We start from the raw sequence: 19,317 nt of genomic DNA, 5'->3' as shown, positions 1-19,317 counted from the left end.
TGAGAACGCTTCACGTCGCAGGAATAGGTGTTTAGCGGGGCGCGTATGCTAGCATACCGCCCCCGCAGGACAGAGCCCAAGGGCGTTTCTGCGGTGACGGCTTTCCTGCCGTCCGGGTCAGCTTGTGCTGCTCGATTCCCTGCCATTTTTCTCCGGGATACAGGTTTACGCAGATGAGCAAGACTTCTCTCGATAAGAGCAAGATCAAGTTCCTTCTTCTGGAAGGCGTCCACCCATCGGCTGTCGACGTTCTGAAAGCCGCCGGGTACACCAGCATTGAGTACATCACCAGTTCTCTGCCGGAAGCCCAACTCAAGGAAAAGATCGCCGACGCGCACTTCATCGGCATTCGCTCCCGCACTCAGCTGACCGAAGAGATCTTCGATCACGCCAAGAAACTCGTGGCAGTCGGCTGTTTCTGCATCGGCACCAACCAGGTCGACCTCAACGCAGCGCGCGAGCGCGGCATCGCGGTGTTCAACGCACCGTACTCCAACACCCGTTCCGTTGCGGAGCTGGTGCTGGCCGAGGCGATCCTGCTGTTGCGCGGCATTCCTGAGAAGAACGCTTCCTGCCACCGTGGCGGCTGGATCAAAAGCGCAGCCAACTCCTTCGAAATCCGCGGCAAGAAGCTGGGTATCGTCGGTTACGGCTCGATCGGCACGCAATTGTCGGTCCTGGCTGAAGGCCTGGGCATGCAGGTGTTCTTCTACGACACCCTGACCAAGCTGCCATTGGGCAACGCCACGCAAGTGGCCAGCCTGACCGAGCTGCTGGGCATGTCCGACATCGTCACCCTGCACGTCCCGGAAACCGCTGAGACCCAGTGGATGATCGGCGAGAAGGAAATCCGCGCCATCAAGAAAGGCGGCATCCTGATCAACGCTGCACGCGGCACCGTGGTCGAGCTGGACGCCCTGGCCGACGCGATCAAGGACAAGCACCTGATCGGCGCGGCCATCGACGTGTTCCCGGTGGAGCCACGCTCCAACGACGACATCTTCGAAAGCCCGCTGCGTGGCCTGGACAACGTGATCCTGACCCCGCACATCGGCGGTTCCACTGCCGAAGCCCAAGCCAACATCGGCCTGGAAGTGTCGGAGAAGCTGGTCAAGTACAGCGACAACGGTACCTCGGTATCGTCGGTGAACTTCCCGGAAGTGGCCCTGCCGGCTCACCCTGGCAAGCACCGTCTGCTGCACATCCACCAGAACATCCCTGGCGTGATGATGGAGATCAACAAGGTCTTCGCGGAAAACGGCATCAACATCTCCGGTCAGTTCCTGCAGACCAACGAGAAGGTCGGCTACGTGGTCATCGACGTCGACGCCGAGTACTCGGACCTGGCGCAAGAGAAGCTGCAGCACATCAAAGGCACGATTCGTAGCCGCGTGTTGTTCTAAGGTTTCAACGGCACCACAAAAAAGGGAGCCCCTCGGGGCTCCCTTTTTTTGCATCTGAACAAATCTTACTTAACGTTAACCGTGATCACTTTCGAGGCTACAGTAGGCTCGAACTGGCGGTGTACGTTATCGCCAGCCACCAGCTGCAGGGTGTGCTTGCCTGGGGTGAGGGTCAGTTCGGTTTCGGTTTGGGCCTTGCCGAAGTGGATCGAGGTGGCATCGGCCGGAATGGGCTCATCGGCCTTGAGCGACTGCACATCGCGATCTACCAGCAGGTGATGGTGACCAGCGCCATGCACTTGCTTGTCGATGGGCTCCAGGTCCAGCCCCTTGACGCCGAATTTGACGGTGAAGGTCTTGTCGACGGTCGCGCCGTCTTTAGGCGAGACGATAAACACTTCGGCACCTGCAGGCGCAGGGGTACGCGGCAGGTCTGCGGCGCTGGCCATCATCGAGGCACCCAGCAGCAGGCTGGCAATCGTTGCACGGGACAAAAGGGTCTTCATTCACTTCTCCAGTTTTTCGGTGAAATCTGTAGGGTTATGACAACTTCGCGACAAATTGCTGTCCAAGGCACTCAACACCATAGCAAAGCGATGCTGAACGGCGCCTCGCACATAAAAATTCTCTAGGAGTGACCATGCGCTTTTCGCCTGGCCTGTTACTTGTGCTGCCCCTGATGAGCCCCTTGGCTCACGCCGAACTGGTCGATGACGTATTTGACCGTGGCGAACTGCGTATCGCCCTTGAAGCCAACACCCCGCCGTTCAACTTCAAGGAAGGCGACAAACTCACCGGGTTTGAAGTGGAACTGGGTGAGCAACTGGCCAAGGAGATGGACGTACGCCCCTCGTTTATCACCACCGACGACGCCGATCTGCTGCCGGGGGTGGAAACCGGCAAGTACGACGTGGCCATCAACCATATCGCTATGACTGCCCTGTTGCAGGATCGGTTCGATTTCAGTGAGGCGTACAACGAGAAGCCGGAGCTGGCAATCCCGTTCCAGAAGGGCAACCCGGCGTTCAAGGCAAGTTTGGACAAGGCGTTGCAGCGGGTGAAGGAGGATGGGCGGTTGAAGGCGTTGGCGCAGAAGTGGCTTGAGAACGAACCCGCACCCAAAGCCGAGTGATATTTAAATGTGGGAGCTGGCTTGCCTGCGATTGCGGTGGGTCAGTAACTGATGTGGGACTGATGCACCGCTATCGCAGGCAAGCCAGCTCCCACATTGAACTACACATTTTCTGAGAGATGGGCCAGGGCCGCTGCCGCCTCGGGCAACTCCAGCTCGCTGAAGACTTGCACCCCATGGCGCTTGAGCAGCGCCGCTGTCACGCCTTCACCGCTGACTTTCACGCCACTAAACGTCCCGTCATACGTCAGTAAATTCCCACAAGACGGGCTATTCGCCTTCAGCACAGCAATGCGGATACCGTGACGCTGCACCAACGCCAACGCCTGCCGTGCACCGTCAAGAAAGGCCGCGCTAAAATCCTCGCCCTCGGCCGTCAACACCTGCGCACGCCCTTCCCACACCTCCACGCCCTGCCCGCCTGGAATTTCGGCGGGCGGACGCGGCGTCGGCAAGCCACCGGACACTTCCGGGCAGATCGCAACCACCCGACCTTCGGCCTGCCATGCCGCCAGTTGATCGAACGGCCCGCTGGCGCCACCGTCGTAGCGCACCTTGTGCCCGAGCAAACAGCGGCTGATCAGAATCTTTTCCATGCTTAAAATGGCTCGTTGCCGCGCCGGCGAAACCAGCCGGTGAGGGACAGGCGTTCGCGCGTGGCGGGCATGACTTCGTGGGGCACCTCACCGGACAGGAACACCACCAGGCAACCACCGGTGGGCACCACGTCGTATTCGACGGCGTCCTTGAGGTACATGCGCAACTGGCCGCCATGCTCGGGCAGCCAGGCGTCGTTCAAGTAGATGACCGCCGAGACCATGCGCCGATCATCGTCGCGGAAACGGTCCAGGTGCTTGAGGTAAAACGCCCCCGGTGGGTACATCGCGAAGTGGCTTTCGAAGTCTTCCAGGCCGAGGAACAGGCTGCGGTTCATCGCCAGGCGCAGGCTGTCCATCAGGGCCATATAAGTGCCGCAAACGGCTGCATCGCCCTCTTCCAACCACTGGATGTGGTCACCGCGAATGCCTTCGCGAATCTCCTGGGCTGGCCCGCGTCCTACCGCCGCCGGGGCCAATTCACCTTCGGCTGCACGTTTACGGCACTCAGCCGCCAGTTCCAGGGTCAGAGCCTGGGGCAGGAAGCCGTCCTGACGCGACCAGCCCTTCTCGGCGAGGTCGTCGACAATACGTTGCAACAGCGGGTGATCGAAGGGTATTTGCATGGCGCGCATAGTATCCATACGCCTGTGAATCCGACAGAGCCGCCGAGCGTCTGAATACACTTTAGTCAGGTGACCGATAGGACTTCTCGACAAATCCTACGCCCGACACGGACAATAGTGGCCGACTGACAGGAGTCCCTAATGCGTCGTTTGTTTTTATCCTTGCTGATGTTCTGCGTTTTGCCCGCTTGGGCAGACGGCCATGACCAGTTGTACAAGGTCGCCGGCTGGGCCGAACAACGTGCGCATTTCAACGACGCCCTCAGCGCCGCCCAGCAACGCTACCGCAATAGCCTGCCGCCGGCGGTGTACCAGGCGCTGGTGGACAACAGCAATAAACGCTTCGCCGCCCAGGCCATGGACCAACGTGCCGAAGCGCAATTGCGCAAGAACCTGGCAGACCCGGCACCGGCCCTGGCCTTTTTCCAATCGCCGTTGGGCCGCAAGATCGTCGCCGCCGAGTTGCTGGCCACGCGCCGCGACCAGTTGGCGAAAAACGCCCAGGGCCTGCCGAAAATCGAAGCCGACGCTACGCGTAGCCTGATCATTGGTCACTTGGCTCAAGCGTTGCCCGCCCGTGAAGCCGGTGCGGAAGTCAGCCTGGCGATTGCCGGCGTGGCGGCCGACAGCCTGAGCCAGATGATTCCCGGCCTGCTCGGCGGCGGTCAGGCGCAAGGCATGTTGAATGGCCAGCGTGAGCGGTTGATGCAGCAGATTGGCAATGATCTGAACAATACGTTGCTGTACGTCTATCGGGATTTGTCTGACCCGGAGCTGGAAGAATTCGCCACGTTTGCGGAGTCGGTGGAGGGGAAGGCGTATTACCAGGCGGCATTAGCAGCGATCCGCGCCGGACTTGCTGTGGGCCAAAGCACCTCCAGCCTGACGCAATAACCAATGTGAAATGGGCTTATGTGGGAGCGGGCTTGCTGGCGAATGCGGCGGATCAGTCGAAACATCTGTGACTGACACACCGTATTCGCGAGCAAGCCCGCTCCCACATTTTGAACTGCATTACTTCAGTTGGTCCGTGAGAAAACTGAAGTATTCCTCGCGAATCTCCGCAATTTCATTCGCCAAATGATGCCTCCCCCGCGCCAGCATCAACACCTCCGGTTCATCGAACTTACCCCGCAGCACCTGCAAGTTGTGCTGCCAGTCCACCGTCATATCTTCCTCGCCTTGCACAATCACCGGCCGCCGTGGGCTGCGTGGTGCGACTTCGATGCGTTTGATCCAGCGCGCCAAGGCGCCGACCCAGGCGGTGGGCAATTGGCGGGGCTGCAACGGGTCGGCTTCGAGGAACGGCCTGAATGCCGGGTCGTGGGTGTTGTCGCTGAACCGCCGCGCGATGCCTTTGACGAACGGCCGCAGCAGGTAATAGCTGAGTTGTGACCAACCCCACGCCCGTGGCCGTACCAGCGGCGACAACAGGAACGTCTTGCCCTGGGCCGGGCTGTCAGCGCCATGGTTGAGCAGATGATCCACCACCACCGCGCCACCGGTGCTTTGCCCGAACAGGTGCCAGGGTTGCGGCAGTTGCAGCGCTTTCGCCTCGGCAAACAGCGCCTGTACGACCTGTTGGTACACCGCAAAATCATCGATGCTGGCGCGCACGCCGCTGGATAGACCGTGCCCCGGCAGATCGCAGGCGATGACCACGAAGCCCTGGTCCAGCGCCCACTTCACCACATGGCGATACAGCCCCATGTGGTCGTAAAAGCCGTGGTACATGAACACTGTCGCCACCGGCGCCGCCGGCCACCACACTTGCGCAACCACCTGAAACCCAGCCACCTCGAAACGCCCCAGGCGACTAGCGGCCTGATCAAGCCCGTAAAAACGCTGGTAGACCCGCGCCTCGGCGGACAGCGCTTGCGCCTCCACCAGGGGCCGCAAGCTTTCGCGCAGATGATCGGGGTCAAAGGTGACGGGCATAAAGGCTTCCAGACTACGGCGCGGATGAATATCGAGCTGCGATATTCATCTGTCAGGACAAGCATGGCAAGCTACGCGACCTTCGAGGATACATCTGAATGCGACCGCCCTACCGTTCCGCCCTGTTCGCCAGCCTGCTCCTGGTCCTCTGCGCCGGCGTGCTGTGGGCGGCGTATGACTGGTTCCAGGGCCGCTACCTGCGCGCCTTCAGCGAGCACACGGCGGTGTTTTCCGGTGACCCGTTGAAGCTGCCGGCCGACCTCGCCGGCCCCGGTCCGATCCGCCTGGTGCACTTCTGGGACCCGGCCTGCCCGTGCAACGTCGGTAACCAGCAACACCTCGGTGAGTTGATCGAGCACTACGCGCCCCAGGGCGTCGAGTTCTATGCCCTGCAAAAACCCGGCAGCCACGGCCAACTGCCCGACAACCTGCGCCAGATGAAAATCCTCACCGCCCTGCCCGGCGCCGATCAGGTGCCGGCCAGCCCTGCCGTGGGGATCTGGGATCGCACGGGCAAACTCGCGTATTTCGGGCCCTACAGCGAAGGGCTGACGTGCAACGCCAGCAACAGTTTTATCGAGCCGATCCTGCAGGCGCTGGAAGACGGCCGCGAGGTGAATGCCACGCACACCCTGGCGGTGGGCTGCTATTGTTCGTGGCCTAAAGAGCAGTAGTCCGTTACCCATTCTGGCTAAGGAAAGTTCATGAAGCGCGTCTTGCAGGTTCTCGCGGTTCTGCTGGTGTTGGTCGCCGTTGGCGCCGGCGTGTACCTCTACAGCAAGCAGCCGACCCGCCAGGGCACGGTGACGCTGGCCAACCTGCAAGGTTCGGTCACGGTGCGGTATGACGACCGTGGCGTGCCGCATATCCGTGCCGAAAATGAGACCGACCTGTATCGCGCCCTGGGCTTCGTGCATGCCCAGGACCGCCTGTTCCAGATGGAGATCATGCGGCGCCTGGCCCGTGGCGAGCTGGCCGAGGTGCTCGGGCCCAAGGTGCTGGAGACCGACAAGCTGTTCCGCAGCCTGCGCATTCGCGACCGCGCCGCCACCTACGTCGCACAGCTGGACCATGAGTCCGCGCACTGGAAGGCCCTGCAAGCCTATCTGGATGGGATCAATCAATATCAGGACAGCCATGCCAGCCCGGTGGAATTCGACGTGCTGGGCATCCCCAAGCGGCCGTTTACCGCCGAAGACACCATCAGCGTCGCCGGGTACATGGCCTACAGCTTTGCCGCAGCCTTTCGTACCGAGCCCTTGCTGACTTACGTACGCGACCAACTGGGCAGCGACTACCTCAAAGTCTTCGACCTCGACTGGCAACCCAAGGGCGCGCTCAACCTCGCCGCCAGCGATTGGCAGACCCTCGGCGCCCTCGCGTCCCTGAGCGAACAGGCGCTGGCCGACAACGGCCTGCCGCAGTTCGAGGGCAGCAACGCCTGGGCCGTCAGCGGCAACCGCACCAAAAGTGGCAAGCCGTTGCTGGCGGGCGACCCGCATATCCGCTTCTCGGTGCCGTCGGTGTGGTACGAGGCGCAGCTGTCGGCGCCGGGCTTTGAGTTATACGGCTATCACAACGCGCTGGTGCCGGTGGCGTTCCTGGGGCACAACCTGGACTTCGGCTGGAGCCTGACCATGTTCCAGAACGATGACCTCGACCTGATCGCCGAAAAGGTCAACCCGGACAATCCCAATCAGGTCTGGTATCACGACGCCTGGGTCGACATGACCCGCACTGAGCAACAGATCAAGGTCAAAGGCCAGGCGCCGGTCAGTCTCACCCTGCGCCAATCGCCCCACGGCCCGATCATCAATGACGTACTCGGCGACAACGCCGGCAAGACACCGATTGCCATGTGGTGGGCGTTCCTCGATACGCAGAACCCGATCCTCGAAGGTTTCTACCAACTCAACCGTGCCGACACCCTGGCCAAGGCCCGTGCGGCGGCAGCCAAGGTTTCGGCGCCGGGCTTGAACATCGTGTGGGCCAATGCCAAGGGCGATATCGGCTGGTGGGCAGCGGCGCAGTTGCCGGTCCGCCCGGCCGGGGTCAACGCCGGGTTTATCCTCGATGGCAGCACGGCCCAGGCCGATAAGCTGGGTTTCTACCCGTTCAGCGCCAACCCCCAGGAAGAAAACCCGGCGCGCGGCTACGTGGTATCAGCCAATGCCCAGCCAGTGTCGCCCACGGGCATGGAGATCCCCGGTTATTACAACCTGGCCGACCGCGGCCAGCAGTTGAACGCGCAGTTGAGCGACAACAGCGTGAAGTGGGATGTGAACAACAGCCAGGCCTTGCAACTGGGCACCACCACTGCCTTCGGTCCACGCCTGCTGGCGCCGCTGTTGCCGGTGCTGCGCGAGGTGGTCAAGGACCCGGCGCAATTGCAGCTGGTCGAACAACTGGCCGCCTGGAAAGGCGATTACCCGCTGGATTCCACCAGCGCCACGCTGTTCAACCAGTTCCTGTTCAACCTCGCCGACGCGGCGTTCCACCCCAAGCTCGGCGACGGCATGTTCAAGACCCTGCTCAGCACCCGCGTAATCGACGCCGCGCTGCCGCGCCTGGCGGCAGCGCCGGACTCACCGTGGTGGAACGGCCAGCGCGCCGAGACCGTCAAGCGCGCCTGGGACAACAGCCTCGCCCACCTCAAGCGCACCTTCGGCGATGACCCGAGCCAGTGGCAATGGGGCAAGGCCCACACCCTGACCCACGGCCATCCATTGGGCATGCAGAAGCCGTTGGACAGGGTGTTCAACGTCGGCCCATTTCCGGCGCCGGGCAGCCACGAGGTGCCGAACAACCAATCGGCGAACATCGGCCCGGCGCCATGGCCGGTGACCTACGGGCCCTCCACCCGCCGCCTGATCGACTTTGCCGACGTGGCCCACGCCCTGACCATCAACCCGGTGGGGCAAAGCGGTGTGCCGTTTGACCGGCATTATGGGGACCAGGCGGAGACTTATATCGAGGGTGGTTACGAACAGGCGCATTTCACCGATGAAGAAGTCACGGCCAATACCCGTGGCACTTTGAAACTGCTGCCAGCCCGATAGCTGCTTGGAACTCGGTCAAAAATGTGGGAGCGGGCTTGCTCGCGAATGCGGTGTGTCAGTCACAGATGTTTCGACTGATCCACTGCATTCGCGAGCAAGCCCGCTCCCACACTTGATTGGGGGCGCCGCTATATCGGTGCGGCAAAGTTGAGCCGGAACTGCTGCGGCGTCACCCCAAGCCGGCGGTTGAACACACTGCGCATATGCTGGGCATCGCGAAAACCGCACTGATAGGCCACGGTCTTGAGCGGTGCGTGGCTGCTTTCGAGCATCACCCGCGCCGCATCCACCCGCGCCCGCTCGACAAACTCCGCCGGGGTGATGCGCGCCTCACGGGCAAACACCCGGGAGAAATTGCGCGCGCTCATATTGGCCGCCTTGGCCAGGTCGGCGATGGTCAAATCCCCAGTCAGGTTCGCCAACACATACAGCTGCACCAACGCCACCGCCGAGGTGGTTTCGGCGTGGGGCGTAAGAAATGGGCTGAACTGCGACTGCCCGCCCGAACGCTGGGTAAACACCACCAGGCGCTTGGCCACGCTCAGCGCGACTTCCGGGCCATGGTCCTGGGCCAGCAAATACAGGGATAGATCGATGCCCGCCGTGACCCCCGCCGAGGTGTAGAGGTTGCCGTCCTGCACGTAGAGACGATCAGCCTCGACCTGGGCCGTGGGGCACAGGCGCGCCAGGTCGGCGGCATCGTTCCAGTGGGTGGTGACGGTTTTGCCGTCCAGCAAGCCGGCGCGGGCGAGCATGAAGGTGCCGTTGCAGATGGAGCCGAAGCGGTGTGCCCTTTCGGTGGCGCCGCGCAGCCAAGCATCGAACGTCGGGCCGAAATCCTCAAAGGGCAACTGCGGGCCACCGGCGACCAGCAGCAGGTCGTAGGCTTGCAGGGCTTCACTGAAATGCCGGTGGGCCTGCAATGACAGGCCGTTGGAGGCGGCCATGTTGCCGTGCGCGAGGCCGATGACTTCCAGCTGGTAATGGTCCTGCGGCGCCAGAAAGCGGTTGGCTTCGCAGAACACATCCATGGGCCCGGTGACATCCAGCGACTGGACGCCGGGGAAGATCAGGATGGCGACGGTTTTGCTCATGAACAGGCACACCTTCTCTAACTGGATAAACACAGAACCCCTGTGGGAGCGGGCTTGCTCGCGAAGGCGGTTGTTCAGTCGACACATGCATTAACTGACAGACCGCATTCGCGAGCAAGCCCGCTCCCACATTTGATCTTCTCAGGCCTCAAGAGAGTATCCCTTCTGGCATGAAGTGACGGCACATTGGCCGGGATCACGCCCTCGCGGCGATGGCCCCGCCACAGGCGCGCGACCAGACTGGAGCCTTCCCACAGGAGAACCACCATGACCACCATCGCCGGCATCCAGATCCCCGACAGCGCCCTCGCCAAGGCCACCACCGAATACATCCGCGACGTCGAATCCGACCTGCTCTACCACCACTCCCGCCGGGTATTCCTGTTCGGCGCGTTGAGCGGTGAACGCAAGCAACTGGCCTACAACCCGGAATTGCTCTACGTCGGCGCAATGTTCCACGACCTCGGCCTGGTGGCCGGCCATCGCAGTGACAACGAGCGTTTTGAAGTGGACGGCGCCAATGCAGCGGCGGCCTTCCTCAAGCCTTACGGGCTGAGCGATGACGATATCGAACAGGTGTGGTTGTCCATCGCCCTGCACACCACGCCGGGCGTGCCACAACATCTGCGCCCGACTGTAGCCTTGGTGACGGCGGGTGTGGAGATGGACGTGCTGGGCATGGACTATGCGGCCTTTTCCAGCGTGCAGCGCGAAGCGGTGGTGCATGCGCATCCACGGGGTGAAGGGTTCAAGGAGTGCATCATCTGCGCGTTTGCCGACGGCTTGCGCCATCGTCCGCAGACTACGTTTGGGAATGTGAAGACCGATGTGTTGGTAGATCAGGAGCCGGGGTTCAGGCCGATGAATTTTGTGGAAGTCATCCGCAAATCCCCTTGGACCGCCTGAAACACAACCTTATCAACACCACAAAACCCCTGTGGGAGCTGGCTTGCCTGCGATAGCGGTGTATCAGTAAACAAATCAGTCACTGATACACCGCTATCGCAGGCAAGCCAGCTCCCACATTTTGACCCCGTTCCGGCCTTTAGACCGGTGCGGGTGCTCTACGCTTATCCGGCTGTTGCCAGCCATCTGCCGCCGCTTCTTCAATCGCTTGCTGGATCGCTTTCTTGCGTTTCTCTTCGGCACGACGGCTGAAGAACCACACCAGGAAGGTCACCAACGACACCGCCAACAGAATCAAGCTGGCCACGGCGTTGATCTCGGGTTTAACCCCCAGGCGCACCGCCGAGAATACTTCCATCGGCAAGGTGGTCGAACCCGGCCCCGACACGAAGCTGGCGAGTACCAGGTCATCGAGGGACAGCGCAAACGACATCATGCCGCCCGCCGCCAACGACGGCGCGATCATCGGGATGGTGATCAGGAAGAACACCTTCCACGGCCGCGCACCGAGGTCCATCGCCGCTTCTTCGATCGACAGGTCCAGTTCACGCAAACGCGCCGACACCACCACCGCCACATACGCCGCGCAGAAGGTGGTGTGGGCGATCCAGATGGTGACGATGCCACGCTCTTGCGGCCAGCCGATCATCTGCGCCATCGCCACGAACAGCAGCAACAGCGACAGACCGGTGATCACTTCCGGCATTACCAACGGCGCCGTCACCAGGCCGCCGAACAGCGTGCGGCCCTTGAACTGGCTGATACGGGTCAGCACGAATGCCGCCAACGTACCCAACGCCACCGCCGCCACCGCCGTGTAGCAGGCGATTTCCAGGGAGCGCATCACCGAGCCCATCAACTGGGTGTTGTCCAGCAGGCCCACGTACCACTTGATCGACCAACCGCCCCACACCGTCACCAGCTTGGATTCGTTGAACGAGTAGATCACCAGGATCAGCATCGGCAGGTAGATGAACACCAACCCCGCCACCAGCATGAAGCTTGAGAAACTGACGCGCTTCATATCTTGCCCTCCATCTCTTTGGCTTGGCTGCGGTTGAACAGAATGATCGGCACGATCAGGATCGCCAGCATCACCACCGCCAGGGCAGAGGCCACCGGCCAGTCACGGTTGTTGAAGAATTCTTGCCACAACACCTTACCGATCATCAGGGTTTCCGGGCCGCCCAGCAGTTCCGGGATCACGAACTCGCCCACCACCGGGATAAACACCAGCATGCAGCCGGCGATGATGCCGTTCTTGGACAGCGGCACGGTGATCTTCCAGAAGCTGTTGAAAGTGCTCGACCCCAGGTCGGACGCGGCTTCCAGCAGGCTTTGATCGTGCTTCACCAGGTTGGCGTACAGCGGCAGGATCATGAACGGCAGGTACGAATAGACCACGCCGATATACACCGCGATGTTGGTGTTGAGGATCTGCAGCGGCTCGTTGATCAGCCCCATGGACATCAGGAAACCGTTGAGCAGACCGTTGTTGCTGAGGATGCCCATCCACGCATACACGCGGATCAGGATCGCGGTCCAGGTCGGCATCATGATCAGCAGCACCAGCACGGTCTGCATCTCTTTGCGTGCGGTGGCAATGGCGTAGGCCATCGGGTAGCCGATCAACAGGCACAACAGCGTGCTGAAGAACGCCATTTTCAGCGAGCCCAGGTAGGCCGCGATGTACAGCTCGTCGCCCGCCAGCAAGCTGTAGTTCGCCAGGTTCAGCACCACTTGCAGCTTCTGCTCAACGTAGGTGTAGATCTCGGTGTACGGCGGGATCGCTACGTCGGCTTCGGCAAAGCTGATTTTCAGGACGATGAAAAACGGCAAGGCGAAGAACAGGAACAGCCACAGGAACGGAATCCCGATGACCACCTGCTTGCCGCTGGGGACGAGGCGGTTCAAGCGCCGCTTGAGTTTTTTTGTGTTCATGAGCGCAGTACCACGCCGCTGTCGTCTTCCCACCACACGTACACCTGGTCACCCCAGGTTGGGCGCTGGCCACGGCGTTCGGCGTTGGCGACAAAGGACTGCACCAGCTTGCCGCTTGGCAGCTCCACGTAGAACACCGAGTGGCCGCCGAGGTAAGCGATGTCGTGCACCTTGCCACTGGACCAGTTGTGCTCGCAGGTCGGCATTTCGGTGGTGACCAGCAGCTTTTCCGGGCGGATGGCGTAGGTCACCGACTTGTCTTCCACCGCCGTGGCGATGCCGTAGCCCACGTAGATGTCGCGGTCCAGGTCCGGGCACTTGAGCACCGCGTGGCCTTCGGCGTCGTCCACCACCTGGGTGTCGAAGATGTTGACGTTGCCGATGAACTCGCACACCAGGCGGCTGGTGGGGGTTTCGTAGATGTCGATCGGGCTGCCGATCTGGGCAATCCAGCCCAGGTGCATGATCGCGATGCGCTCGGCCATGGTCATGGCCTCTTCCTGGTCGTGGGTCACCATCACGCAGGTCACGCCAACGCGTTCGATGATTTCCACCAGCTCCAGTTGCATTTGCGAGCGCAGCTTCTTGTCGAGGGCGCCCATCGGCTCATCGAGCAGCAGCAGTTTCGGGCGCTTGGCCAGGGAGCGGGCCAGGGCCACACGCTGGCGCTGGCCACCGGACAACTGGTGCGGCTTGCGCTTGGCGTACTGGCTCATCTGCACCAGCTTGAGCATCTCGGCCACGCGGGCATCGACCTCGGCCTTGGGGATCTTGTCCTGTTGCAGGCCGAAGGCGATGTTCTGCGCCACGGTCATGTGCGGGAACAAGGCGTAGGACTGGAACATCATGTTGATCGGCCGCTCGTAGGGCGGCATATCGGTGATGTCCACGCCGTCGAGGTAGATGCGGCCCTCGGTCGGGCGCTCAAAACCTGCGAGCATGCGCAGCAAGGTGGATTTGCCCGAACCCGAACCGCCGAGCAAGGCGAAGATCTCGCCTTTCTTGATTTCCAGGGACACATCGTCCACGGCAATCGTCTCGTCGAACTTCTTCGTGACCCGGTCGATTTTGACCAGCACCTTCTTAGGTGTCTGGTCGCCCTCGAGGGCTTTCTTATAGGCGCCGGAGGCAACTGCCATTTACGAAACTCCCAACAAAAATGTCTGTTCGCCCGAAACAGGCGAACCTTGGATAGTTTGGGCTTTACTTGCCCGTCTTGACCTTGGTCCAGCTACGGGTCATTAAACGCTGCACTTTCGGGGGTAGCTCGAAGTTGACGAAAGTCCGGTCGAGAACCGCCTGCGGTGGGTAAACCGCTTCGTCGGTGCGTATCGATTGCTCCATCAGTTTGTCCGCCCCTGGATTAGGGTTGGCGTAACCGACGTAATCACTGACCTGAGCGATCACCTCAGGCTGCAGCAAATAGTTGATGAAGGCGTGGGCTTCCTCGACGTTGGTGGCATCCTTGGGGATCGCCAGCACGTCAAACCACAGGTTGCCGCCTTCTTTCGGAATCGCGTAGGCGATGTTCACGCCTTTGCCAGCCTCGGCCGCGCGGGCCTTGGCCTGGAACACATCGCCGGAGAACCCGGCGGCCACGCAGATATTGCCGTTGGCCAGGTCGGAGATGTATTTCGAAGAATGGAAATAGGTCACGTAGGGCCGCACTTTCAGCAGCTTTTCTTCGGCCTTCTTGTAGTCGTCCGGGTTGGTGCTGTTCGGGTCCAGGCCCATGTAGTTGAGCACTGCCGGCAGCATTTCATCCGCCGAATCCATGAACGACACACCACAGGTGGCCAGCTTCTTCATGTTTTCCGGCTCGAACAGCACGGCCCAGGAGTCGATCTTGTCGACGCCCAGTACTTCCTTCACTTTATCGACGTTGTAACCGATGCCGTTGGTGCCCCACAGGTACGGCACGGCGTACTGGTTGCCCGGGTCGTTCTTCTCCAGGCGCTTGAGCAACGCCGGGTCGAGGTTGGCGTAGTTGCTCAACTGCGCCTTGTCGATCTTCTGGAACGCGCCCGCCTTGATCTGCTTGCCCAGGAAGTGGTTGGACGGCACGACCACGTCATAGCCGGTGCGCCCGGCCAGCAACTTGCCTTCCAGGGTTTCGTTGGAATCAAACACGTCATACACGGGCTTGATGCCGCTGGCCTTTTCGAAGTTGGCCAGGGTGTCGGTGCCGATGTAGTCCGACCAGTTATAAATATGCACCGTCGGTGCGGCCTGCACGCTCAGCGTCAGCGTGATACCTGCACCCACCAGCATGGCTTGGCGAAATAAAGAACTTGGCAAGTGGAGGTCCTCTTAAATAGTTGGGCCTTGAAGTTGTTGCCCGGCAACAAAACCGGCGCGCAACTTACCCTCGATAAACCGATCCGGCAAAACTTTCTGTCATTTAATGTGTGGGAACTGGCCTATGTGGGAGCGGGCTTGCTCGCGAAGGCGGTGTATCAGTTGATACATGCACCGGCTGACACACCGTCTTCGCGAGCAAGCCCGCTCCCACACAAGCTAGGTCCTACGGGTTATTTACCCGACTTGATCTTGGTCCAGCTGCGCGTCATGTCACGCTGAGTCGCCGCTGGCAGGTCGGCAATCGCGTAGAGCTTGGCTTGCACGTCCGCTGGCGGGTAGATGCCCGGATCGCTGGTGATGTCTTTGTCGACCAGAGCGGTGGCTTTCTCGTTACCGTTCGGGAAGCGCACGCTGTTGGTGATCGAAGCCATGACTTCCGGCTTGAGCAGGTAGTTCATGAACTTGTAGGCGGCGTCGACGTTTTCGGCATCTTTAGGGATGGCGACCATGTCGAAGAAGCTACCGGCGCCTTCTTTCGGAATGTCGTAGGCCACCTTGACCTTGCCACCGGCTTCAGCCGCGCGGGACTTGGCCTGCTGGATGTCACCCGAGTAACCCACGGCGACGCAGATGTTGCCGTTGGCCAGGTCGGAAATGTACTTGGACGAGTGGAAGTAGCCGATCGAAGGACGGATCTTGAGGAACAGGTCCTCGGCTTGCTTGAGGTCCGGTTTCTTCTGGCTGTCGGTCGGCAGACCGAGGTAATGCAGGGCGATTGGCAACATTTCGGTTGGCGAATCGAGGAAGCTCACACCGCAGCTTTTCAGCTTGGCGATGTTCTCAGGCTTGAGCAGCACGTCCCACGAGTCGATCTTGTCCACGCCCAGCGCGGCCTTGACCTTCTCCGGGTTGTAGCCGATGCCGATCGAACCCCACATGTACGGGAAGGCGTGCTTGTTGTCCGGGTCGCTGACCGACACGGCTTTAAGCAGGGACTTGTTCAGGTTGTCGTAGTTGGACAGCTTGGACTTGTCCAGCTCCTGGTAAACACCAGCCTTGATCTGCTTGGCGAGGAAGTTGTTCGACGGCACGACGATGTCGTAGCCGGACTTGCCTGCCAGCAACTTGGCTTCCAGGGTTTCGTTACTGTCAAAAACGTCGTACACCACTTTGATGCCCGACTCTTTTTCAAAGTTGGCAATGGTGTCCGGTGCAATGTAGTCGGACCAGTTGTAGACGTGCAGCACTTTATCGTCGGCCTGGGCCGCGCCCGCCATTGCGCCCATCAGGGACAAGGCGAGGAGGGTCTTGCCAGCGTTCTTCAAACCTAATGCCTTCATTTGGTGATGCTCCAATTTTTCTTTTTTGGGCCACGTTCTTACTAAGTCCTGCGGCCCGTCTAAAGGGCAACAAAACAGGGCGACAGTCTGGCAAGTTCAGGGGCCGGCTTTCAACCAAAGCCCCTACATTTATAACCGCCCGGAAGCAGCGCCTAGGGCCACTGCTTCCTGAGCCTAGCACTTAGCCCTGCAATGCCGCCAAAGTCAGGTCCAGGCACTGGCGAGCCTTGGTGACCAGCTCGTCGATTTCCGCTTCGCTGATCACCAGCGGTGGCGAAATGATCATGGTGTCGCCCACGGCGCGCATGATCAGGCCATTTTCGAAGCAGAACGTGCGGCAGATCATGCCAGCGCCGCGGCCTTCGTAGCGCTTGCGCGTGGCCTTGTCCTGCACCAGCTCGATTGCGCCCAACATGCCCACACCGCGTACTTCACCCACCAGCGGGTGATCCGCCAGTTCCCTCAGACGTTTCTGCAAATACGGTGCCGTTTCGTCGTGCACGCGCTTAACGATTTTTTCATCGCGCATGATGCGGATGTTTTCCAGGGCCACCGCTGCGGCCACCGGGTGACCGGAATAAGTGAAGCCGTGGTTGAAATCACCGCCTTCATTGAGCACGGCCACCACTTCATCGCGCACGATCAGGCCGCCCATAGGGATGTAGCCCGAGGTCAGGCCCTTGGCGATGGTCATCATGTCGGGCTTGAGGTCGTAGAAATCGCTACCGAACCACTCACCGGTACGGCCGAAACCGCAGATCACTTCGTCCGCCACAAACAGGATGTCGTACTTGGCGAGGATTTCCTTGATGCGCGGCCAGTAGCTGGCGGGCGGCACGATCACGCCACCGGCGCCCTGGATCGGCTCGGCAATAAAGGCACCGACGTTGTCCACGCCCAGTTCGAGGATCTTCTCTTCCAACTGGTTGGCGGCCCACACGCCGAATTCTTCCGGGCTCATGTCGCCGCCTTCGCCAAACCAGTACGGCTGGGCGATGTGGCTGATGCCTGGGATCGGCAGGTCGCCCTGCTCATGCATATAGGTCATGCCGCCCAGGCTGGCGCCGGCCACGGTGCTGCCGTGGTAGCCATTCTTGCGGCTGATGATGGTTTTCTTGTTCGGCTGGCCTTTGATCGCCCAGTAGTGGCGGACCATGCGCAACATGGTGTCGTTGCCTTCGGAGCCGGAACCGGTGAAGAACACATGGTTCATGCCGGCAGGCGCGATGTCGGAAATGGCCTTGGCCAGCTCCAGTACCGGCGGGTGAGCGGTCTGGAAGAACAGGTTGTAGTACGGCAGTTCTTTCATTTGCTTGGCGGCGGCGTCAGCCAGTTCATCGCGACCGTAACCGATCGCCACGCACCACAGGCCGGCCATGCCGTCGAGGATCTTGTTGCCTTCGCTGTCCCACAGGTAAACGCCGTGGGCTTTGGTAATGATGCGCGGGCCTTTCTCTTTCAATTGCTTGAAGTCGCTGAACGGCGCCAGGTGGTGCTCATTGCTCAAGGCTTGCCATTCACGGGTTTGCGGGTTGTTGCTGGACATACCAATCTCCTAGACTTTTCAGTGAAGGGCGCGCCGTTTAAAGGGCGCGCCCGGCGCATCAGACGGCGAAGAGCAGGAATTCCCGCTCCCACGAACTGATCACGCGCTTGAAGTTTTCATGCTCGGCCCGCTTGACCGCGACGTAGCCTGTGATGAATTTCTGACCCAGGTATTTCTCGATGGTCTTGCTGTTTTCCATGCGTTCCAGGGCGTCTTCGATGGTCAACGGCAGGCGCAGGTTGCGTCGCTCGTAACCACGACCGACTACCGGCGCGCTCGGGTTATGGCCTTCGACCATGCCGATGTAGCCGCACAACAAGCTGGCAGCAATCGCCAGGTACGGGTTGGCATCGGCGCCCGGCAGGCGGTTTTCCACACGACGGTTCTGCGGGCCGGCATCCGGTACGCGCAGGCCGACGGTGCGGTTTTCTTCGCCCCATTCCACGTTGACCGGCGCCGAGGTATCGGGCAGGAAGCGGCGGAACGAGTTCACGTTGGGGGCAAACAGCGGCAGCAATTCCGGGATGAATTTCTGCAGGCCACCAATGTGGTTGAGGAACAGTTGGCTCATGGTCCCGTCTTCATTGGAGAAGACGTTCTTGCCGGTGGCGATGTCGATGATGCTCTGGTGCAGGTGCATCGCGCTGCCGGGCTCGCCGGTCATCGGCTTGGCCATGAAGGTGGCCGCCACGTTGTGCTTGAGCGCGGCTTCACGCATGGTGCGCTTGAACACCAGGATCTGGTCGGCCAGGGACAGCGCATCACCGTGACGGAAGTTGATTTCCATCTGCGCGGTGCCGTCCTCGTGGATCAGGGTGTCGAGGTCCAGCTCCTGCAATTCGCACCAGTCGTAGACGTCTTCGAACAACGGGTCGAATTCGTTCGCCGCTTCTATAGAGAAGGACTGGCGACCGGTCTCCGGACGCCCGGAACGGCCGATCGGCGGTTGCAGCGGGAAGTCCGGGTCTTCGCAGCGTTTGGTCAGGTAGAACTCCATCTCCGGCGCCACGATGGGCTGCCAGCCTTTGTCGGCGTAGAGCTGCAGGACTTTCTTGAGCACGTTGCGCGGCGACAACTCGATGGGGTTGCCTTGCTTGTCGTAGGTGTCGTGGATCACCTGGGCGGTCGGCTCGATGGCCCACGGCACCAGGTATACCGCGTTCTGGTCGGGGCGGCAGATCATGTCGATGTCGGCCGGGTCGAGCAATTCGTAATAGATGTCGTCTTCGACATAGTCGCCGGTCACGGTCTGCAACAGAACGCTCTCGGGCAGGCGCATGCCTTTTTCGGCGATGAACTTGTTGGTCGGCGAGATCTTGCCCCGGGTGATGCCGGTGAGGTCGCCAATCATGCATTCGACTTCTGTGATCTTGTGGTCTTTCAACCAATCGGTGAGCTGGTCGAGGTTGTTACTCATAAATGCCTCTGGGCTGGG

The 19,317-nt window shown here is 60.8% G+C and carries 18 protein-coding genes; 6 read left to right on the top strand and 12 right to left on the bottom strand.

Going from position 1 to position 19,317, the window contains the following annotated elements; all coding sequences use genetic code 11:
• Nucleotides 1-173 precede the first annotated feature (173 nt).
• Nucleotides 174-1,403, top strand: coding sequence for a phosphoglycerate dehydrogenase (gene serA, locus ACZRMO_RS07225; RefSeq protein ID WP_017736698.1), 1,230 nt, complete (start codon nucleotides 174-176; stop codon nucleotides 1,401-1,403).
• Nucleotides 1,404-1,468: 65 nt separating this feature from the next.
• On the opposite strand, the gene ACZRMO_RS07220 is transcribed toward serA, so the two are convergent.
• Nucleotides 1,469-1,909, bottom strand: a complete 441-nt coding sequence (locus tag ACZRMO_RS07220; protein ID WP_124526814.1) for a DUF4399 domain-containing protein — start codon at nucleotides 1,907-1,909, stop codon at nucleotides 1,469-1,471.
• A gap of 134 nt (nucleotides 1,910-2,043) precedes the next feature.
• Here ACZRMO_RS07220 and ACZRMO_RS07215 point away from each other — a divergent pair, with 134 nt between their 5' ends.
• Entirely contained in the window at nucleotides 2,044-2,535 is a 492-nt protein-coding gene (locus tag ACZRMO_RS07215) for a transporter substrate-binding domain-containing protein (RefSeq protein WP_463972373.1), read from the top strand.
• A gap of 101 nt (nucleotides 2,536-2,636) precedes the next feature.
• Here ACZRMO_RS07215 and ACZRMO_RS07210 read toward each other — a convergent pair whose 3' ends face one another.
• Both ACZRMO_RS07210 and ACZRMO_RS07205 read right to left on the bottom strand, forming a co-directional pair.
• Nucleotides 2,637-3,131, bottom strand: a complete 495-nt coding sequence (locus tag ACZRMO_RS07210) for a 2-thiouracil desulfurase family protein (RefSeq protein ID WP_463972372.1) — start codon at nucleotides 3,129-3,131, stop codon at nucleotides 2,637-2,639.
• Nucleotides 3,132-3,133: 2 nt separating this feature from the next.
• Nucleotides 3,134-3,766, bottom strand: a complete 633-nt coding sequence (locus ACZRMO_RS07205) for a 2OG-Fe(II) oxygenase (RefSeq protein WP_463972494.1) — start codon at nucleotides 3,764-3,766, stop codon at nucleotides 3,134-3,136.
• A gap of 132 nt (nucleotides 3,767-3,898) precedes the next feature.
• On the opposite strand from ACZRMO_RS07205, the gene ACZRMO_RS07200 reads away from it, so the two are divergent.
• Nucleotides 3,899-4,651, top strand: coding sequence for a DUF2059 domain-containing protein (locus tag ACZRMO_RS07200; protein WP_463972371.1), 753 nt, complete (start codon nucleotides 3,899-3,901; stop codon nucleotides 4,649-4,651).
• 120 nt (nucleotides 4,652-4,771) lie between these two features.
• On the opposite strand, the gene bipL is transcribed toward ACZRMO_RS07200, so the two are convergent.
• Nucleotides 4,772-5,695: a phospholipase BipL gene (bipL, locus tag ACZRMO_RS07195; RefSeq protein WP_463972370.1), complete on the bottom strand. Its 924-nt coding sequence runs from the start codon at nucleotides 5,693-5,695 to the stop codon at nucleotides 4,772-4,774.
• 98 nt (nucleotides 5,696-5,793) lie between these two features.
• Here bipL and ACZRMO_RS07190 point away from each other — a divergent pair, with 98 nt between their 5' ends.
• On the top strand, nucleotides 5,794-6,369 hold the full coding sequence (locus tag ACZRMO_RS07190) for a DUF6436 domain-containing protein (protein WP_463972369.1): 576 nt from the start codon (nucleotides 5,794-5,796) through the stop codon (nucleotides 6,367-6,369).
• Nucleotides 6,370-6,399: 30 nt separating this feature from the next.
• Complete coding sequence (locus tag ACZRMO_RS07185) at nucleotides 6,400-8,754, top strand: penicillin acylase family protein (protein WP_463972368.1); 2,355 nt, start codon at nucleotides 6,400-6,402, stop codon at nucleotides 8,752-8,754.
• Between the two features lie 128 nt (nucleotides 8,755-8,882).
• Here the strand turns inward: ACZRMO_RS07185 and ACZRMO_RS07180 are convergent, their stop codons facing one another.
• A complete protein-coding gene (locus ACZRMO_RS07180; protein ID WP_463972367.1) occupies nucleotides 8,883-9,848 on the bottom strand; it encodes a GlxA family transcriptional regulator in 966 nt (321 codons plus the stop codon).
• Between the two features lie 267 nt (nucleotides 9,849-10,115).
• Between ACZRMO_RS07180 and ACZRMO_RS07175 the strand changes: the two genes are divergently transcribed.
• A complete protein-coding gene (locus ACZRMO_RS07175; RefSeq protein WP_463972366.1) occupies nucleotides 10,116-10,754 on the top strand; it encodes an HD domain-containing protein in 639 nt (212 codons plus the stop codon).
• Between the two features lie 139 nt (nucleotides 10,755-10,893).
• Here ACZRMO_RS07175 and ACZRMO_RS07170 read toward each other — a convergent pair whose 3' ends face one another.
• The 7 genes from ACZRMO_RS07170 to ACZRMO_RS07140 all read right to left on the bottom strand — a co-directional run bounded on the left by ACZRMO_RS07170 (nucleotide 10,894) and on the right by ACZRMO_RS07140 (nucleotide 19,299).
• On the bottom strand, nucleotides 10,894-11,778 hold the full coding sequence (locus ACZRMO_RS07170; protein ID WP_124526823.1) for an ABC transporter permease subunit: 885 nt from the start codon (nucleotides 11,776-11,778) through the stop codon (nucleotides 10,894-10,896).
• A complete protein-coding gene (locus ACZRMO_RS07165) occupies nucleotides 11,775-12,695 on the bottom strand; it encodes an ABC transporter permease subunit (protein WP_032884234.1) in 921 nt (306 codons plus the stop codon). Before ACZRMO_RS07165 ends, ACZRMO_RS07170 begins: the two co-directional genes overlap by 4 nt.
• On the bottom strand, nucleotides 12,692-13,834 hold the full coding sequence (locus tag ACZRMO_RS07160) for an ABC transporter ATP-binding protein (protein WP_003176776.1): 1,143 nt from the start codon (nucleotides 13,832-13,834) through the stop codon (nucleotides 12,692-12,694). The genes ACZRMO_RS07165 and ACZRMO_RS07160 overlap by 4 nt, the downstream gene beginning before the upstream one ends.
• 64 nt (nucleotides 13,835-13,898) lie before the next feature.
• A complete protein-coding gene (locus ACZRMO_RS07155; protein ID WP_463972365.1) occupies nucleotides 13,899-14,993 on the bottom strand; it encodes a polyamine ABC transporter substrate-binding protein in 1,095 nt (364 codons plus the stop codon).
• 233 nt (nucleotides 14,994-15,226) lie between these two features.
• Nucleotides 15,227-16,321, bottom strand: a complete 1,095-nt coding sequence (locus ACZRMO_RS07150) for a polyamine ABC transporter substrate-binding protein (protein WP_463972493.1) — start codon at nucleotides 16,319-16,321, stop codon at nucleotides 15,227-15,229.
• A 196-nt stretch (nucleotides 16,322-16,517) separates the two neighbouring features.
• Nucleotides 16,518-17,882 carry an aspartate aminotransferase family protein gene (locus ACZRMO_RS07145; RefSeq protein ID WP_463972364.1) on the bottom strand — a complete coding sequence of 455 codons (1,365 nt, stop codon included), beginning with the start codon at nucleotides 17,880-17,882 and terminating at the stop codon, nucleotides 16,518-16,520.
• A 58-nt stretch (nucleotides 17,883-17,940) separates the two neighbouring features.
• Entirely contained in the window at nucleotides 17,941-19,299 is a 1,359-nt protein-coding gene (locus tag ACZRMO_RS07140) for a glutamine synthetase family protein (protein WP_185709770.1), read from the bottom strand.
• Nucleotides 19,300-19,317 lie beyond the last annotated feature (18 nt).

The organism is Pseudomonas sp. B611 (genome assembly GCF_055407965.1).
The sequence above is the reverse complement of the archived record's forward strand: the minus strand, read 5'-3'. Positions and strand labels throughout refer to the sequence as shown.

Excerpts from the sequence above, each read along its gene's own strand:
- ACZRMO_RS07140 (WP_185709770.1), bottom strand. The coding sequence starts at position 19,299 with ATGAGTAACAACCTCGACCAGCTCACCGATTGGTTGAAAGACCACAAG.
- ACZRMO_RS07185 (WP_463972368.1), top strand. The coding sequence starts at position 6,400 with ATGAAGCGCGTCTTGCAGGTTCTCGCGGTTCTGCTGGTGTTGGTCGCC.
- ACZRMO_RS07220 (WP_124526814.1), bottom strand. The coding sequence starts at position 1,909 with ATGAAGACCCTTTTGTCCCGTGCAACGATTGCCAGCCTGCTGCTGGGT.
- ACZRMO_RS07175 (WP_463972366.1), top strand. The coding sequence starts at position 10,116 with ATGACCACCATCGCCGGCATCCAGATCCCCGACAGCGCCCTCGCCAAG.
- ACZRMO_RS07170 (WP_124526823.1), bottom strand. The coding sequence starts at position 11,778 with ATGAAGCGCGTCAGTTTCTCAAGCTTCATGCTGGTGGCGGGGTTGGTG.
- ACZRMO_RS07145 (WP_463972364.1), bottom strand. The coding sequence starts at position 17,882 with ATGTCCAGCAACAACCCGCAAACCCGTGAATGGCAAGCCTTGAGCAAT.
- ACZRMO_RS07205 (WP_463972494.1), bottom strand. The coding sequence starts at position 3,766 with ATGCGCGCCATGCAAATACCCTTCGATCACCCGCTGTTGCAACGTATT.
- ACZRMO_RS07200 (WP_463972371.1), top strand. The coding sequence starts at position 3,899 with ATGCGTCGTTTGTTTTTATCCTTGCTGATGTTCTGCGTTTTGCCCGCT.
- bipL (WP_463972370.1), bottom strand. The coding sequence starts at position 5,695 with ATGCCCGTCACCTTTGACCCCGATCATCTGCGCGAAAGCTTGCGGCCC.
- ACZRMO_RS07160 (WP_003176776.1), bottom strand. The coding sequence starts at position 13,834 with ATGGCAGTTGCCTCCGGCGCCTATAAGAAAGCCCTCGAGGGCGACCAG.
- ACZRMO_RS07180 (WP_463972367.1), bottom strand. The coding sequence starts at position 9,848 with ATGAGCAAAACCGTCGCCATCCTGATCTTCCCCGGCGTCCAGTCGCTG.
- ACZRMO_RS07190 (WP_463972369.1), top strand. The coding sequence starts at position 5,794 with ATGCGACCGCCCTACCGTTCCGCCCTGTTCGCCAGCCTGCTCCTGGTC.
- ACZRMO_RS07215 (WP_463972373.1), top strand. The coding sequence starts at position 2,044 with ATGCGCTTTTCGCCTGGCCTGTTACTTGTGCTGCCCCTGATGAGCCCC.
- serA (WP_017736698.1), top strand. The coding sequence starts at position 174 with ATGAGCAAGACTTCTCTCGATAAGAGCAAGATCAAGTTCCTTCTTCTG.
- ACZRMO_RS07210 (WP_463972372.1), bottom strand. The coding sequence starts at position 3,131 with ATGGAAAAGATTCTGATCAGCCGCTGTTTGCTCGGGCACAAGGTGCGC.
- ACZRMO_RS07165 (WP_032884234.1), bottom strand. The coding sequence starts at position 12,695 with ATGAACACAAAAAAACTCAAGCGGCGCTTGAACCGCCTCGTCCCCAGC.